Annotated in this window: 19 protein-coding genes; 6 read left to right on the top strand and 13 right to left on the bottom strand. The window is 67.8% G+C overall.

Annotated elements, in window-relative coordinates; translation table 11 throughout:
* From GGR47_RS00490 to GGR47_RS00470, 5 genes are all read right to left on the bottom strand, one after another.
* Positions 1 to 351, bottom strand: coding sequence for a DUF3147 family protein (locus tag GGR47_RS00490; protein WP_017977343.1), 351 nt, complete (start codon positions 349 to 351; stop codon positions 1 to 3).
* A gap of 4 nt (positions 352 to 355) precedes the next feature.
* On the bottom strand, positions 356 to 1,327 hold the full coding sequence (locus GGR47_RS00485) for an agmatine deiminase family protein (protein WP_017977342.1): 972 nt from the start codon (positions 1,325 to 1,327) through the stop codon (positions 356 to 358).
* The gene (locus GGR47_RS00480) at positions 1,324 to 2,970 is read right to left on the bottom strand and encodes a M28 family metallopeptidase (protein WP_147036402.1); all 1,647 of its coding nucleotides are present in this window, start codon (positions 2,968 to 2,970) and stop codon (positions 1,324 to 1,326) included. The genes GGR47_RS00485 and GGR47_RS00480 overlap by 4 nt, the downstream gene beginning before the upstream one ends.
* A gap of 303 nt (positions 2,971 to 3,273) precedes the next feature.
* Positions 3,274 to 3,888, bottom strand: a complete 615-nt coding sequence (rpsD, locus tag GGR47_RS00475; RefSeq protein WP_017977340.1) for a 30S ribosomal protein S4 — start codon at positions 3,886 to 3,888, stop codon at positions 3,274 to 3,276.
* Between the two features lie 198 nt (positions 3,889 to 4,086).
* The gene (locus GGR47_RS00470) at positions 4,087 to 4,323 is read right to left on the bottom strand and encodes a hypothetical protein (RefSeq protein ID WP_147036389.1); all 237 of its coding nucleotides are present in this window, start codon (positions 4,321 to 4,323) and stop codon (positions 4,087 to 4,089) included.
* Between the two features lie 105 nt (positions 4,324 to 4,428).
* Here GGR47_RS00470 and GGR47_RS00465 point away from each other — a divergent pair, with 105 nt between their 5' ends.
* On the top strand, positions 4,429 to 4,758 hold the full coding sequence (locus GGR47_RS00465) for a chorismate mutase (RefSeq protein WP_147036401.1): 330 nt from the start codon (positions 4,429 to 4,431) through the stop codon (positions 4,756 to 4,758).
* A 439-nt stretch (positions 4,759 to 5,197) separates the two neighbouring features.
* Here GGR47_RS00465 and GGR47_RS00460 read toward each other — a convergent pair whose 3' ends face one another.
* The 5 genes from GGR47_RS00460 to rpiB are packed head-to-tail and all read right to left on the bottom strand — an operon-like array spanning position 5,198 to position 8,353.
* A complete protein-coding gene (locus GGR47_RS00460; RefSeq protein ID WP_043061276.1) occupies positions 5,198 to 5,932 on the bottom strand; it encodes an RNA methyltransferase in 735 nt (244 codons plus the stop codon).
* The gene (gene nrdR / locus GGR47_RS00455) at positions 5,929 to 6,405 is read right to left on the bottom strand and encodes a transcriptional regulator NrdR (RefSeq protein WP_017977335.1); all 477 of its coding nucleotides are present in this window, start codon (positions 6,403 to 6,405) and stop codon (positions 5,929 to 5,931) included. The genes GGR47_RS00460 and nrdR overlap by 4 nt, the downstream gene beginning before the upstream one ends.
* 18 nt (positions 6,406 to 6,423) lie before the next feature.
* Entirely contained in the window at positions 6,424 to 6,600 is a 177-nt protein-coding gene (locus GGR47_RS00450; RefSeq protein WP_017977334.1) for a small multi-drug export protein, read from the bottom strand.
* Positions 6,601 to 6,603: 3 nt separating this feature from the next.
* Complete coding sequence (gene glyA / locus GGR47_RS00445) at positions 6,604 to 7,914, bottom strand: serine hydroxymethyltransferase (RefSeq protein ID WP_043061275.1); 1,311 nt, start codon at positions 7,912 to 7,914, stop codon at positions 6,604 to 6,606.
* A 4-nt stretch (positions 7,915 to 7,918) separates the two neighbouring features.
* The gene (gene rpiB / locus GGR47_RS00440; RefSeq protein WP_147037390.1) at positions 7,919 to 8,353 is read right to left on the bottom strand and encodes a ribose 5-phosphate isomerase B; all 435 of its coding nucleotides are present in this window, start codon (positions 8,351 to 8,353) and stop codon (positions 7,919 to 7,921) included.
* Positions 8,354 to 8,560: 207 nt separating this feature from the next.
* Between rpiB and GGR47_RS00435 the strand changes: the two genes are divergently transcribed.
* Positions 8,561 to 9,079 (top strand): DUF3429 domain-containing protein, encoded by a 519-nt coding sequence (locus GGR47_RS00435; protein ID WP_147037389.1) that lies wholly within the window; start codon positions 8,561 to 8,563, stop codon positions 9,077 to 9,079.
* A 289-nt stretch (positions 9,080 to 9,368) separates the two neighbouring features.
* On the opposite strand, the gene hemA is transcribed toward GGR47_RS00435, so the two are convergent.
* Positions 9,369 to 10,610, bottom strand: a complete 1,242-nt coding sequence (gene hemA, locus GGR47_RS00430; RefSeq protein WP_147037388.1) for a 5-aminolevulinate synthase — start codon at positions 10,608 to 10,610, stop codon at positions 9,369 to 9,371.
* A gap of 236 nt (positions 10,611 to 10,846) precedes the next feature.
* Positions 10,847 to 11,641 (bottom strand): glutamate racemase, encoded by a 795-nt coding sequence (gene murI / locus GGR47_RS00425; RefSeq protein ID WP_147036461.1) that lies wholly within the window; start codon positions 11,639 to 11,641, stop codon positions 10,847 to 10,849.
* Between the two features lie 122 nt (positions 11,642 to 11,763).
* On the opposite strand from murI, the gene plsY reads away from it, so the two are divergent.
* Genes plsY through GGR47_RS00405 form a run of 4 tightly spaced genes read left to right on the top strand, consistent with a single transcriptional unit; the run spans position 11,764 to position 14,104 of the window.
* Positions 11,764 to 12,375 carry a glycerol-3-phosphate 1-O-acyltransferase PlsY gene (plsY, locus tag GGR47_RS00420; RefSeq protein ID WP_147036479.1) on the top strand — a complete coding sequence of 204 codons (612 nt, stop codon included), beginning with the start codon at positions 11,764 to 11,766 and terminating at the stop codon, positions 12,373 to 12,375.
* 2 nt (positions 12,376 to 12,377) lie between these two features.
* Positions 12,378 to 13,457 carry a DNA-processing protein DprA gene (gene dprA / locus GGR47_RS00415; RefSeq protein WP_147036462.1) on the top strand — a complete coding sequence of 360 codons (1,080 nt, stop codon included), beginning with the start codon at positions 12,378 to 12,380 and terminating at the stop codon, positions 13,455 to 13,457.
* A 42-nt stretch (positions 13,458 to 13,499) separates the two neighbouring features.
* A complete protein-coding gene (locus tag GGR47_RS00410; protein WP_147036463.1) occupies positions 13,500 to 13,766 on the top strand; it encodes a type II toxin-antitoxin system Phd/YefM family antitoxin in 267 nt (88 codons plus the stop codon).
* A gap of 5 nt (positions 13,767 to 13,771) precedes the next feature.
* Positions 13,772 to 14,104: a type II toxin-antitoxin system RelE/ParE family toxin gene (locus GGR47_RS00405; RefSeq protein WP_147036464.1), complete on the top strand. Its 333-nt coding sequence runs from the start codon at positions 13,772 to 13,774 to the stop codon at positions 14,102 to 14,104.
* Between the two features lie 22 nt (positions 14,105 to 14,126).
* Here the strand turns inward: GGR47_RS00405 and GGR47_RS00400 are convergent, their stop codons facing one another.
* A complete protein-coding gene (locus tag GGR47_RS00400) occupies positions 14,127 to 14,789 on the bottom strand; it encodes a TMEM175 family protein (protein WP_277286351.1) in 663 nt (220 codons plus the stop codon).
* Positions 14,790 to 14,837 lie beyond the last annotated feature (48 nt).

The raw sequence follows: 14,837 nt of genomic DNA, 5'->3' as shown, positions 1-14,837 counted from the left end.
CTACAGGGTGACGCCGAATCGCGCGGCGACCGCAACGGTGGCGAGATAGAGCGCAACGGTGACAGCGCAACCGCTGGCGAGCGCGGGCCAGAAGCCGACACCGTGCCGCAGCAACGCCGGGATCACGAGGAACATCGGCAGCGAGGGCAGCACATACCACAGCGTCGCCTGCGCATGGTCCGCCAGTCGAACGGGGTCACCCGTATCGTGCCACAGCCAGATCATGCCGAGCACAGAGACGAGCGGCAGCGACGCCACGAGAGCGCCCGCCGCCGGGCTGCGCCGCGCGATCAGCGCCACGAGTGCGACGATGATACCCGACACGCCGGCCCGGACCAGCAGAGCCGCCATGCGATCAGGCCGGGATCTGCTGGCTGATGCAGTGGAAGCTGCCGCCGCCGGTCAGGATATGGTCTGCGTGCAGGCCCACCACCTCGCGGTCGGGGAAGATCGCCTGGATCGCGGCCACCGCCGCGGCATCGTTCTCGCTACCGTACAGCGGCACGACCACCGCGGCATTGCCGATGTAGAAGTTCATGTAGCTCGCCGGCACGACCTCTTCGTCGCGCAGCACGCGGCCGGGCGACGGGATCAGCACCACCTCCAGCCCCGCGGCGCGTGCATCGCGCTCGGCATGCTGGAAGACCTGCCAATTGGGGTCGTTCTCCGCCGCCTTGGGCAAAGCGACGCGCCCTTCGCCGACGAAGCGGGCGAGGTTGTCGACATGGCCATCGGTATGGTCGTTCAGCAGGCCGTCACCCAGCCAGACGACACGCGTATAGCCCAGATCCTCGCGCAGCCGGCGCTCGATATCGGCCTTGGTCATCGTCGGGTTGCGATTGGGATTGAGCAGGCATTGTTCGGTCGTCACCACCGTGCCGGCACCGTCACCGTCGATCGCGCCGCCTTCCAGCACCCAGTTGCAATAGCCGACCTTCGCCCCGATCGACTTGCCGAGCCGTAGCCCGATCGTGTCGTCGCCCTCCAGATCGTATTTGCCGCCCCAGCCGTTGAAGTCGAAGTCGCGCGCCTCTTCGCTGTTCAGCAGGATCGGCGCGGTGTCGCGCAGCCAGATGTCGCCGAACGGTTCGACCACCACCTCGGCAAAGGGGGCCATGGTCATGGCGGTGTCGCCCGCTTCGGCATCGGCGGCGACCAGGATTACCTTCTCGCCCCGCCCCTCGGCGTGGACGGCACGGGCGAAGGCGACGACCTCCTCGCGCGCCGGCTCCAGATCCTCGACCCACAGGTCGGCGTGGCTCGGGAAGCCGATCCACACGGCCGAATGCGGCGCCCATTCGGCGGGCGGCGGGGCGATAGTCGTCACTTGGCTACTCCGGTTACGGTGGCACGGCTCTTGTCGCGGATGCTGCGGAATTCATCGCCGGGCAGCCAGTTCGGCCAGGCGCGGCTCTCCGCGAGATCGCGGCTCAGCATATAATAGAGCGCGACGTCCTGCTGCACCCCGCTCCAGTCCCAGTTCGGATCATATTCGTCGGACGGCGCGTGGTAGCGATGCTCTTCATAGTCCCTGGCGGCGGCGCGGCCGGCGGCAAGTCCGCCCTTCACGAGGTCCTGCCCCGTTTCGAAATAGACCATCGGCACGCCATGCTTCGCCAGGCTGAAATGGTCGGAGCGGTAGTAGAAGCCCTTTTCCGGCGTCGGCTCGGGCGTCGCATGCCGGCCCTGCCGCTGCAGCGCGGCGTTCAGATAATTGTCGAGCTCCGACTTGCCCGGCCCGATCACGATCACGTCCTTGGCCGGGCCGTACATGGCGAGCGCATCCATGTTCGCGCCGCCCACCGTCTTCGCCAGCGGATAGACCGGGTTCTCGCCATAATAGGCCGATCCGAGCAGCCCCGATTCCTCGGCGGTCAGCGCGACGAACACCATCGATCGGCGCGCCGGCCCCGCCTTGGCATTGGCCTGCGCCAGCGCGACCAGCGCCGCGACGCCATCGGCATTGTCGACCGCGCCGTTGCAAATATCGTCGCCGTTCACCGGCGTGCAGCGGCCCAAATGATCCCAATGCGCCGACAGCAGCACATATTCGTCGGGCGCTTCGCGGCCGGGCAGGATGCCGACGACATTGTGCGATACCTGCTTGGCGATCATATTGTCGAAGCTGACCGACGCCTTCAGCCCCAGGTCGACGGGCTTGAAGCTCTTCACCCTCGCCGCGGCGGCGAGGGCGTCGAAGTCCTTGCCCGCGCTGGCGAACAGCTTGCGCGCTGCGTCGAGCTGGATCCAGCCGTGCGCGGCGCTATCGCCCATATGCCCGTCGGCCGCATCGGCGACATGTTCGGCGCCGGTGTTGCTGGAGCGCACGACGTTCCAGCTATAGGCCGCCGGTTCGGTCTGGTGGACGATCAGGACCGCAGCGGCGCCCTGCCGCGCGGCCTCTTCATATTTGTACGTCCAGCGCCCGTAATAGGTCATTGCCCGGCCATTGAAGAGGCCCTTGGCCTCCGGCGTCTGCCAGTCGGGATCGTTGATCAGGACGACAACCGTCTTCCCCTTCACGTCCAGCCCGGCATAATCGTTCCAGCCCTTCTCCGGCGCGACGATGCCATAGCCGGCGAAGACGACGTCGCTGTTCGTCACGTCGATATGCGGCGTGACGCGATAGGTGCCGACGACCATGTCCGGGCCGTAGGCGAAGCTGAGCGGCGTCTTGCCGCCAGTGATCGTCAGCGGCGTGACGTTCTTCGCGGTGATTTCGACCAGTGGCACGTCCTGCAGCCATTGGCCCTTGTTGCCCGGCTTCAGCCCCGCCTTGGCGAACTGCTGTTGCAGGTAGGCGAGCGTCTTGGTTTCGCCCGCACTGCCGGGCGCGCGGCCTTCGAACGCATCGGAGGAGAGCGTCTTGGTGACCGCCTTCATCGTGTCGACGGAGATGTCGGGCGCGGTCTGGGCGATGGCCGGGGTCGCGACGGCAGCGAGCAGGGCGGGCAGGAAGAAGCGGCGCAAGGGAAGCTCCGGCAAGGTCAGCGTTGCTGCGCCTTGTGGCGTGGGGGGCGCAGCTTGTCCACGGGGGCGGAAGGCGCATTCCTTCCCCGCCAGGGGGAGGTGGCGCCGCGAAGCAGTGACGGTGGGGGAGGAAAGCGACGACTTCGAAAAATGGAGGGCATCGTTTACCTCCCCCTCCACCATTCGGCTGACGCCGAACGGTCCCCCTCCCCCTGGCGGGGGAGGAATTGGGAAGCCTGTCCCAAACGAAAAAGGGCGGCCCCGCGGGACCGCCCTTTCCGAATCTCTCGATGTTCGTCGCGATTAACGCGAGTAGAACTCGACGACCAGGTTCGGCTCCATCTTCACCGGATAGGGCACCTCGTCCAGCGTCGGCACGCGGACGAAGGTCACCTTGGCGTTGCCGTCCGGCGCGACGTAATCGGGGATTTCACGCTCGGCGAGGTTCTGCGCCTCGAGCACTAGCGCCATTTCCTTGGCCTTAGTGCCCAGCGTGATCTCGTCGCCGACGAAGCAGCGACGCGACGCGACGTTGCACTTCACGCCGTTGACGCGGACGTGACCGTGGCTGACCAACTGGCGCGCCGCGAAGATCGTCGGCGCATATTTGGCGCGATAGACGATCATGTCGAGACGCTGCTCGAGCAGGCCGATCAGGTTCTGGCTGGTGTCGCCCTTCATGCGGGCGGCTTCGTGGTAGCACGCACGGAACTGCTTTTCCGTGACGTCGCCGTAATAGCCCTTGAGCTTCTGCTTGGCGCGCAGCTGGATGCCGTAGTCCGACACCTTGCCCTTGCGGCGCTGGCCGTGCTGGCCCGGGCCGTATTCGCGCTTGTTGACCGGCGACTTCGGACGGCCCCAGATATTCTCGCCGAGACGACGGTCGAGCTTGTGCTTGGCGCTATGGCGCTTCGACATAATACTTCCTTGGCAACTGTAACGACGTGATCCCGACCGCGACGAATCACGATCGGGGCTGATCCCGGTTTCGCGCTGCTGATCCCGAAGGAAGGCAGGCCCACCGCTTCACCGGGGTGCGGGGGCTGTTGCGAAGGCGCGCGCCTAGCCGAGGGGGGCGAGCGTGTCAATCGCGGGGGCGTCGGAGAGCGGTCGGGATCAGCGATTGGGGATCGTGCCGCTGCGCGCATCGTTGGCGCGACGTGCGTCGCTGGCGGCACGACCGTTCGCCTCGTCGATCTGCGCCCATTGCGCCTTGGTGTGGCAGGTGCGCACGGGCAGGTACGACCCGATCGGCAGCTCGCGGCGGCAGATCGGCTTGTCCGCCGCGGGCGTCGGCGCCGGGTCTGGCGTTTGCGCCACCGTGGCGATCAAGGCGAGGGCGATCAGGGACATGGGCAAAGCCTCCGGGGCAAAAGAGGCAGAAGTCATGACGCAATTCCGTCCCCTAGGAAAGCGCCGATGCTCGACAAGTCCCGCAGCCCCGCTACAGAAGCGCGCATGACGACGACCCTGCCCGGCCCCGATTGCACCACCATGACCGAGGTCCGCGCGGGCGTCGACCAGGTCGATCGCGAGCTGGTCGCGCTGCTCGCCCGCCGCTTCGCCTATATGGATGCCGCCGCCCGCATCAAGCCGGCGCGCGGTGCGGTGCGCGACGAAGGCCGCAAGGCCCAGGTGATCGCTAATGCCCGTGCGGCGGCGGAGGCGGCGGGGCTGCCGGGCGACGTGATCGCGGATCTGTGGGAGCAGCTGGTCGAAGCCTCGATCGCCTATGAGCTGACGCAGTTCGACGCGCGCGCGGCGAACATGGACAACGTGGACACCTGAACGGAAACGTTCTGGGCCCATCGTTTCGGTTTTCGCACCACTGATAAAGAGAGCGCCTTGGCCGTACATCGGCATATGGCGTGTTGCGGACCCTAGACTATGGGGTGGCGTGTAGGACAGCGCGGAAGAGCGCGGCTTTCGATCCAACACGCGCGGCGCAGCGGGAGGAAGGATGGCGCCCCACACTCTTCGTCACCCCGGACTTGGTCCGGGGTCCACTGGGCCGCTGGGGAACGCTCGAGCCTCTGGACTCCCCCCCGCCGCAGAGTGGACCCCGGAACGAGTCCGGGGTGACGGGGTAGAGTTGGGGGACGCCCATCCCGACATCGGTCGTCGTTTCCGCGTTGGCGGCAATGCAAACGGGCCGACCTTCCGGCTCCATCTGCGACGATAGCGTGTCTGGACCCCCGCCTTCGCGGGGATGGCCGACGCCGCCGCCCTACCGCTCGCTGCGCCGTTCCTTGGCGCCATCCAGCGCCGACAGCACGCCGCGCAGCGTGCGCACTTCCTGCGAAGACCAGCCGGGCTTGGTGAGCAATGTCCTGAGCGTCCGCCGCGTCGCGGGGACGCGGTCGGGCGGGAAGAAGAAGTTCGCCCGTTCCAGCATGTCGTCGAGCTGCGCGATCATGCCGTCCAACTCGGTCTGCGGTGCCGGGGCGTCGATTTCGGTCAGCGACGGCTGCGCGAGGCTCACGCCCTTCGACCATTCGTAGGCGACCAGGATGACCGCCTGCGCGAGGTTGAGGCTGCCGAATTCGGGGTTGATCGGCACGGTGATGATCGTGCGGGCGAGCGCGACGTCGTCGGTTTCCAGCCCCGACCGTTCCGGCCCGAACAGGATGGCGGAGCGTTCACCCGCGCCGTGGATCGCCTTCGCGGCGACTTCGGGCGTCACCACCGGCTTGGTGATGCCGCGCTTCCTCACCGTCGTCGCATAGACGTGGGCGCAATCCGCGATCGCGTCCTGGACCGTGTCGTAGACGCGCGCGCGTTCCAGCACGAGGTCGGCGCCGCTCGCCGCCGGACCCGCCTTGGGGTTGGGCCAGCCGTCGCGCGGGGCGACGAGGCGCATATCGGTCAGCCCGAAATTGAGCATCGCGCGCGCGGCCTTGCCGATGTTCTCGCCGAGCTGCGGGCGGACCAGGACGATCGCGGGGAGATTGGTGTCGCTCATGCGCCGCGTCCTGCCTGTTCGACCGACCCGGCGAACTCCTCGAAATCGCGCGCTTCGCTGAAGTCGCGATAGACGCTGGCGAAGCGGATATAGGCGACCGAATCGAGGCCCTTCAGCCCCTCCATCACCAATTCGCCGATCCGCTTCGACGACACTTCGCTCTCGCCCAGCGTTTCCAGCTGGCGCTGGATGCCGCTGATCAGCTTTTCGATGCGCACCGGTTCGATCGGCCGCTTGCGTGTCGCGATCGCGATCGAGCGTTGCAGCTTCTCGCGCTCGAACGGCTCGCGGCGCGACCCGCCGTCGCCCGCGCTCTTCACGACCCACAAGTCGCGCAGCTGGATGCGCTCGAACGTCGTGAAACGTGCGGCGCATCCTTCGCACTGGCGCCGGCGCCGGATCGCCGCCCCGTCTTCGGTAGGGCGGCTGTCCTTTACCTGGCTGTCTTCATGGCCGCAGAACGGGCAACGCATAAATGGTCGAACGCGTCCTCAGATCTTGTTGCGGCGGGCGTAGGCGACGCCCGCGCCGACCAGCGCACCCAGCACCGGGCCGACGAACGGCACGGGGATCGCCACGACGGCGCCGATCGCACCGTATTTGGCCATCTTCTTGCCCAGGCCGGGCGTGTTCTTCACGGTGCTCTGCACCTCGTCGATCTTCGACATCTGTTATCCTTCGTAGATGGGGAAGCGCGCGCAGAGGTTGCGCACACGGTCCCGAACGTTCGCCTCGACGTCGGGGTCCCCGTGTTCGCCCTTCTTTGCAAGACCGTCGAGAACGTCGGCGACCATGTTGCCGATCTCGCGGAACTCCGCCGGGCCGAAGCCGCGCGTGGTGCCGGCGGGCGAGCCGACGCGGATGCCGCTGGTCTTCATCGGCGGCAGCGGATCGTTGGGGATGCCGTTCTTGTTGCAGGTGATGCCCGCGCGCTCCAGCGCCTCGTCCGCGTCCTTGCCGGTGATGCCGAGCGGGCGCAGGTCAATGAGCGCGAGGTGCGTATCGGTGCCGCCCGCGATCACGTCGGCGCCGCGCTCCTTCAGCGTGGCGGCCAGCACCTTGGCGTTCTCGACCACCGCGGCGATGTAGCTCTTGTATTCGGGGCGCAGCGCCTCGCCGAACGCGACCGCCTTGGCGGCGATGACGTGCATCAGCGGGCCGCCCTGCAGGCCGGGGAAGACCGCCGAATTGATCTTTTTCGCGATCGTCTCGTCGTCGGTCATGATCATGCCGCCGCGGGGGCCGCGCAGCGTCTTGTGCGTCGTGGTGGTGACGACATGCGCATGGCCGAACGGCGTCGGGTGCAGGCCGGCGGCCACGATGCCGGCGAAGTGTGCCATGTCGACCATGAAATACGCGCCGACCTTGTCCGCGATGGCGCGGAAGCGGGCGAAGTCGATGACGCGCGGATAGGCCGAGCCGCCCGCGATGATGAGTTTCGGCTGATGCTCGACCGCGAGGGCTTCGACCGCGTCATAGTCGATCAGATGCGTGTCGGGATCGACGCCATATTGCACCGCGTTGAACCACTTGCCGCTCATCGCCGCCTTGGCGCCGTGGGTCAGGTGGCCGCCGGCATCCAGGCTCATGCCCAGGATCGTCTCGCCCGGCTTGACCAGCGCCAGCATCACCGCGCCGTTCGCCTGTGCGCCCGAATGCGGCTGCACGTTGACGAAGCCGCAGCCGAAGATCTGCTTGGCACGCTCGATCGCGAGGCTCTCGACCTCGTCCGACGGCGCGCAGCCCTGGTAATAGCGCTTGCCCGGATAGCCTTCGGCATATTTGTTGGTGAAGACCGAGCCCTGCGCCTCGAGCACCGCCTTCGACACGATGTTTTCCGACGCGATCAGCTCGATCTGCGTCTGTTCGCGGGTGAGTTCGTGGGCCACGCCGCCGAACACGGCGGGATCGGCATCCGCCAACCCTTGCGTGAAGAAGCCGCTGGAGCGGATGTCACTGAGATCGTTCGGCTGGGTGCTCATGGGATCAATCCTTCTGCGACAGTTTGTCGACACGGGCCTGGTGACGGCCGCCCTCGAACGGAGCGGCGAGAAAGGCTTCGAGGCACGCCTTCGCAAGGTCCGGCCCGATCAGCCGGGCGCCCATCGCGATGACGTTGGCGTCGTTATGGTTGCGCGCGAGCGACGCCGCGAGCGGTTCGGTGACCAGCGCGCAGCGGCACGCCGGATTGCGATTGACCGCGATCGAGATGCCGATTCCCGATCCGCACAGCGCCACGCCGAACGCCGCTTCGCCGCGCGCGACCGCATCGGCCAGCTTGTAGCCGTAATCGGGATAATCGACGCGCGCGTCGGTTTCCGGACCCAGGTCGACCACCTCGTGACCCAGCGTGGCGGCGTGCGCGACCAGCAGCGCCTTCAGCGCGACGGCGGCGTGATCGGAGGCGAAGGCGATGCGCAAGGCGAAGCGGCGTCCCGGCTGTGATGAGGAAGCGATGCGCGGCGCCTTAGCGCCACCGTCACGCAAATGCCACAGCCGATGCGGGGAAAGGCATCGGGACACGATGGCGCGTGGGAACGCCCGCGCCGGTCACGCGCTTGGACAACATGCATCAAGATCGCACCCCGAGCAGCCGCTGCGCCCGCCTGCGATCCCGCTGGCGATCCGATGCCTGAGCGCCACTCCGCCAGCGCCGAGCCGATCGGCAGCGATGCCAGCGGCCAGGGCCTGACCGGCACGGTCGGCGAATCGGCGATGATCCTCGGCTATGCCGGCCTGCTGCCGCAGATCGCCGCCGCCGCCACCTGCGCCTTCGACCAGACGACGCAAACGGGTGGCATGTTCGCCTTCGGCTATGCCGCGCTGATCCTCAGCTTCCTCGGCGGCATCTGGTGGGGTTTCGCGATGTGCGCCGGCGTGCGGCAGGGCGAGATCGCCTGTCTGGCGGTCGCACCTTCGATCGTCGCGGCCGGCCTGATCCTGCTGTCGGTCGGCGGCGTCATCTCGCTGGCGCTGGCGTTGGTGCTGTTGGGCGTGGCGGTGCTGCTGACGCTGCTGGTCGACCGCCGGCTCACCGCACAGGGGATCACGCCCGGCGGCTGGATGGCGTTGCGCGTGCCGTTGTCGCTGGGCCTGGGCAGCCTCTCGATCATCATCGGCGCCCTGTGCGGGGTATTGGCGGCCTGACACCACAGAACAGCGCCTTACGATCGCTCCCTCCACGACCACCGTTGGTACTGAGCGTGTCGAAGCACACAGCGCCACCAAGCGCGACGTCGCTCGGGGTTAGCGCCCTTCGACAGGCTCAGGGCGAACGGTTGTGCGGCGGCAGTGGCTGGCATGGCCCGCTCGCTGCCTGCCCGCCCCAGGAGGAGGCGCCTCGACGAATACCCACGCAACCACCGTTCGTGCTGAGCCTGTCGAAGCACGGGCTTCACCGGGCGCGACGCCACTGGGAGCGATATTCAGGCGGCGGTCAGGCCGCCTTGCGCAGTTCCAGCCGGCCCCAGATCTCGACCAGCGCTTGCGTGAGTTCGCGCATCATCTCGGGCGTATGGCTCGGGCCCGGCGTGAAGCGCAGGCGCTCGGTCCCGCGCGGGACGGTCGGATAATTGATCGGTTGGACGTAGACGCCATATTCAGCGAGCAGGATGTCGCTGATCCGCTTGGCCTTCACCGGGTCGCCGACCAGCACCGGCACGATATGCGTGTCGCCCAGCATCACCGGCAAACCGGCCTCGCTCAGCATCGTCTTCAGCAGCGCCGCCGACGCCTGCTGGCCTTCGCGCTCGACGCTGGAGGCTTTCAGGTGCCGCACGCTCGCCAGCACGCCCGCGACCAGCACCGGCGACAGGCTGGTGGTGAAGATGAAGCCCGGCGCATAAGAGCGGATCACGTCGATGATCGTCTGGTCCGCGGCGATATAGCCGCCCATCACGCCGAACGCCTTGCCCAGCGTGCCCTCGATGATCGTCAGCCGGTGCGCGACGCCTTCAGCCTCGGAAATGCCGCCGCCGCGCGCGCCGTACATGCCGACCGCATGCACTTCGTCGAGATAGGTCAGCGCGTTATATTTGTCGGCGAGGTCGCAGATCGCGGCGATCGGCGCGATGTCGGCTTCCATCGAATAGACGCTCTCGAACGCGATCAGCTTGGGCACCGCCGAGTCTTCGGCCGCCAGCAGCTCCTCGAGGTGCGCGAGGTCGTTGTGACGGAAGATGCGCTTCTCGCACCCGGCGTTGCGGATGCCGGCGATCATCGAGGCGTGGTTCAGCTCGTCCGAAAAGATCACGCAGCCGGGCAGTATCTTGGCGAGCGTCGACAGCGTCGCCTCGTTCGACACATAGCCGCTGGTGAACAGCAATGCGCCTTCCTTGCCGTGCAGGTCGGCGAGTTCATGCTCCAGATCGACGTGATAGTGCGTGTTGCCGCCGATGTTGCGTGTGCCGCCCGATCCGGCGCCGACGTCGTGCAGCGCCTCTTCCATCGCGGCGATCACGTCGGGATGCTGGCCCATCGCCAGATAGTCGTTCGAACACCAGACCGTGATCGGCTTGGGGCCATTATGCCCCGCGAAACAGCGCGCATTGGGGAACATCCCCTTGTTGCGGAGGATGTCGATGAAGACGCGATAGCGTCCCTCGGCATGAAGGCGGTCGATCGCCTGGGTGAAAACGCGCGAATAGTCCACGCGCGTGTCCGTGCCGTCGCTGTTCATGGGATGCTCGTGTATCGCGCGCGCGGCGGTGTTGCCAGCGGATAAAACAGGTCAGGGTGATCGAAGGGTTGGGCATTTTGTCCCAGGGGTGGGCGGCGGCCCCGCCCAAAAATCCCCCGTCACCCCGGACTTGTTCCGGGGTCTACTCCGCAGCCAGGGAGGCGGCTGGAGGCTCAAAGCATCCCCCCGCGGCCCGGTGGACCCCGGAACAAGTCCGGGGTGACGGTGGGGTGAGGCTAGAGCGCCTCCACCACCCCAATCCCGTACCGCGCCAACGCCGGCTCCAGCGCCCGCTCCGCCGCGCCCAGCCGCGTGAACACCGCGCGATGCGTCGGCGCCTCGGCAGGCCAGTCCTGCCCGTCGGTCAGCGCCGCGATCCGCCGCGCGATTCCCGGCCCGCCATCGATGAAGCGCACCCCCGCGGGCGCCACCGCCGCCAGCTCCGCCTCGACCAGCGGGAAGTGCGTGCAGGCGTTGACGATCACGTCGATCCGCTGGCCCCCCGGCTGCTCGATCAGCCCGGCGAGCGCCGCCGCGAACCGCTCCGTGGCGGGCGCCTTCCCGGCCAGCGTCTCTTCAGCCAATTCGACCAGCGCTGCTGATCCATGGCGCAGCACCGTGCAGTCGCCCGCAAATCGCGCCGCGAGGTCATCGACATAGGCCTGCCGCACCGTCGCCTGCGTCCCCAGCACGCCGATCACCCGCGTGACGCTCATGGCGGCCGCCGGCTTGATCGCCGGGACCGTCCCCACCACCGGCACGTCGAGCGCAGCGCGCACCACCGGCAGCGCGATCGTCGAGGCCGTGTTGCACGCGATCACCACCAGCCGCGGGCGATAGCGTTCGACCAGCCGCCCGAGCAGCGCCGGCACCCGCGCCGCAATCTCGGCCTCGCTTTTCGTACCATAGGGAAACCCCGCCGAATCGGCCGCATAGACGATCGGTGAGAACGGCAGCAGCGTCTGCGTCGGTGCGACCACCGACAGGCCGCCGACACCGGAATCGAAGAACAGGATCGGACGCATATCCATCGCCCGCGTGCATAGCCGCCGCACCGCTCGCCGCAAGTCCGCCCCCCTTGGCCAAGCCGGTCCGATGCCGCTATGATGGGGCCAGTCACGAAGGGGCACACTTGCAGACAGAAATCCTCTGGATGGCACCGACCGCGGCGCTGGTGCTCGGCTATCTGCTGGGCTCGATTCCGTTCGGGGTGATCCTGACGCGGCTCGGCGGCGCGGGCGACCTGCGCACGATCGGATCGGGCAATATCGGCGCGACCAACGTGCTGCGGACCGGACGCAAGGGCCTCGCCGCGGCGACGCTGCTGCTCGACCTGCTGAAGGGCGCCGCCGCCGTGTGGATCGTCAGCTGGCTGTTCCCGGGCGAACAGATGGTCGCCGCGGCCGCCGCCTTCGTCGGCCATTGCTATCCGATCTGGCTCCGCTTCCGTGGTGGCAAGGGCGTCGCGACGCTGATGGGGATCGTGCTGGCGCTGCACTGGCCGATGGGGCTGGTCTATGCCGTCGTCTGGCTGGGGCTGCTCGCTACGGTCCGCATCTCGTCGGTCGCGGGCATGGCCGCGGCGGTCAGCGCGCCGGTCAGCGGCGCGATCTTCGGCCGGTTCGATCTCGTCATGCTGCTGCTCGCGCTCGCCGCAATCGTGCTCTGGAAGCATCGCGAGAATATCGAGCGGATCGCCAACGGCACCGAACCGCGCATCGGCGGCGGCAAGCGCGCCGCGGCGGACGGCTCGCAGGACGACTGAGCGTGGCCGAGCGCGATCTCGCGCGCCTTCGCCTGATCCGGACCGCGGGGGTCGGCCCCGTCACCTATCGCCAGTTGATCGCCCGGTTCGGCACGCCCGAAGCCGCGCTCGACATGCTGCCGACGCTCGCCCGGCGCGGCGGCGGCAACGCGCCGCGTGTCGCCGACGCGGGACTGGTCGAGCGCGAACTGACGACGACGGCCAGACTCGGCGCGCGCTACGTCTTCCTCGACGATCCTGACTATCCGCCGCTGCTCGCCGAGATCGACACTGCACCGCCCGCGCTGATCGTCCGCGGCGACCTGACTCTGGCCAGCCGCCTGTGCGTCGCGATCGTCGGCGCGCGCAACGCCTCGGCCGCCGCCTGCCGCTTTGCCCGCAGCCTCGCGCACGATCTTGCCGCCGAAGGAGCGACGGTCGTCTCCGGCTTGGCGCGCGGCATCGACACCGCCGCGCACGTCGGCGCGCTGCCGAACACGATCGGCGTCATCGCCAGCGGTATCGACGTCACCTTCCCGCCCGAAAACCGGGACTTACAGGAAGAGGTCGCGGCCCGCGCGCTGCTGGTCGCCGAACAGCCGCCGGGAACGCAGCCGCTCGCGCGCAACTTTCCCTCGCGCAACCGCATCATCGCCGGCCTGTCGCTCGGCACGGTGGTGGTGGAGGCCGCGCCCCGCTCTGGCTCGCTCATCACCGCGCGGCTGGCGGGCGAGGCGGGACGCGAGGTCATGGCCGTCCCCGGCAGCCCGCTCGATCCGCGCGCGCAAGGCTGCAACCTGCTGATCCGCGACGGCGCCACGTTGATCCAGACGGCCGCCGACGTCCTCGAACAATTGCGCCCGATCGACCCGCGCAGCGTCCGCGCCCCCACCGCCAGCTATGGCGGCCCGCCCCCCGCGGACGCCGACGACACCGATCGCCGCCGCGTAACCGCGTTGTTAGGCCCGGTGCCGGTCACCGTCGACGAACTGATCCGCCAAAGCGGCATCGCCCCCGCGATCCTCCAGACCGTGTTGCTCGAAATGGAACTCGCCGGCCGGCTGGAACGCCATGCCGGCGGAAGGGTCAGCCTTGCCTTCTAGACCGAGGCGAACCATATTCGGTCCGTATTTGGTTTGGAGGCAATGATGGGCTTTGCGGAACGGGTCAAACCGATCAGCTACGTTAAGGCACACGCGGCCGACGTGCTAACTGAACTTACCGCAACCCGCGAACCTCTTGCGATCACGCAGAACGGCGAGGTGAAGGCGGTCCTTCAAGACGTCGCGTCCTATGACGAAACGCGAGAAACGTTGGCGTTGCTCAAGCTGCTCGCGCTCGGAACGATCGACATCGAACATGGCGACACCCGCGCGCTGGAGGACGTCGCCGCCGCGATCCGCACCGGCTGATCGCAATGACGGCGCCCTTTGCCGTCCGCCTGACGCGCGGTGCGGAACTGGATCTACGGCACATCCACGGCTATCGGCTGGCGCATGGCGGACAGGCCGCGGCGGACGCGTTACTCAACACATTGGTCGGGCGGATCGACGCGCTGCGCCACTTCCCGGATCGCGGCGCCGTGCCGCCCGAACTGCAGACGATCGGCATGCGCGACTATCGCCAGATCGTCAGCGCACCCTATCGGATCATCTATCGGACGATCGAGACGACCGTCTTCGTCGTCGTGATCGCGGACGGGCGACGCGACATGGCGACGTTGCTCGAACGGCGCCTGCTCGCCCGTTGAGAGAATGGCCGACCGCTTCGGTTCAGCCGACCGCCCGTGCCGCCCAGCGGCCGACGACGATGCTGATGACCGGGCTTACCACCACCAGCACCACCAGCGCCGCGACCCAGGTCACCATGCCGGCGGCGAAGGCGCAGAGGCCGATCATCACGGGGATCCAGCTGCGGTGCATCAGCGGCGTGATCTCATGCGCCCCGATGTCGTCGTCGAGCAGCTCCGGCGAGCGCGCGATCACGCGGATCAGGTGGCGGTTGAGCAGCCCCAGCAGGATCAGCCAGCCGGTGTAAAAGCCGATGCCGACGCGCAAGTTCACATATTCGCTGATGATCGCGGTCGGGAACGGCATGAAGGCGACGCCGAGCAGCAGCAGCAGGTTCGCCATCACCAGTCGAGGGCTGGCGGCGCGGAGCAACCCCATCACGTCGTGATGGATGATCCAGAAGCGGCCGAGCACCAGAAAGCTGACGAGGAAGCCGACATAATTGGGCAGCAGCGCCCATAGCGCCTGCCCCAGTTCCGGCCCCGTCGCATGATGCAGTGCTGGCAGCTTCACCTCGACCACCAGCAGCGTCATCGCGATCGCGAAGATCGCGTCCGAAAAGAAGGTCATCCGTTCGAGCTGCACGCGCGCCCGGTGCGCGCGGCGATGGTCGACGCCTGCGCTGCTCATACCAGTATCGCCCACGCCTTGTCCTCGACGCCCGTCGATCCCCACATCGGTGTCATCCCCCTG

It is taken from the genome of Sphingomonas aquatilis (assembly GCF_014196115.1).
Classification (GTDB): Bacteria; Pseudomonadota; Alphaproteobacteria; order Sphingomonadales; family Sphingomonadaceae; genus Sphingomonas; species Sphingomonas aquatilis.
The sequence above is the reverse complement of the archived record's forward strand: the minus strand, read 5'-3'. Positions and strand labels throughout refer to the sequence as shown.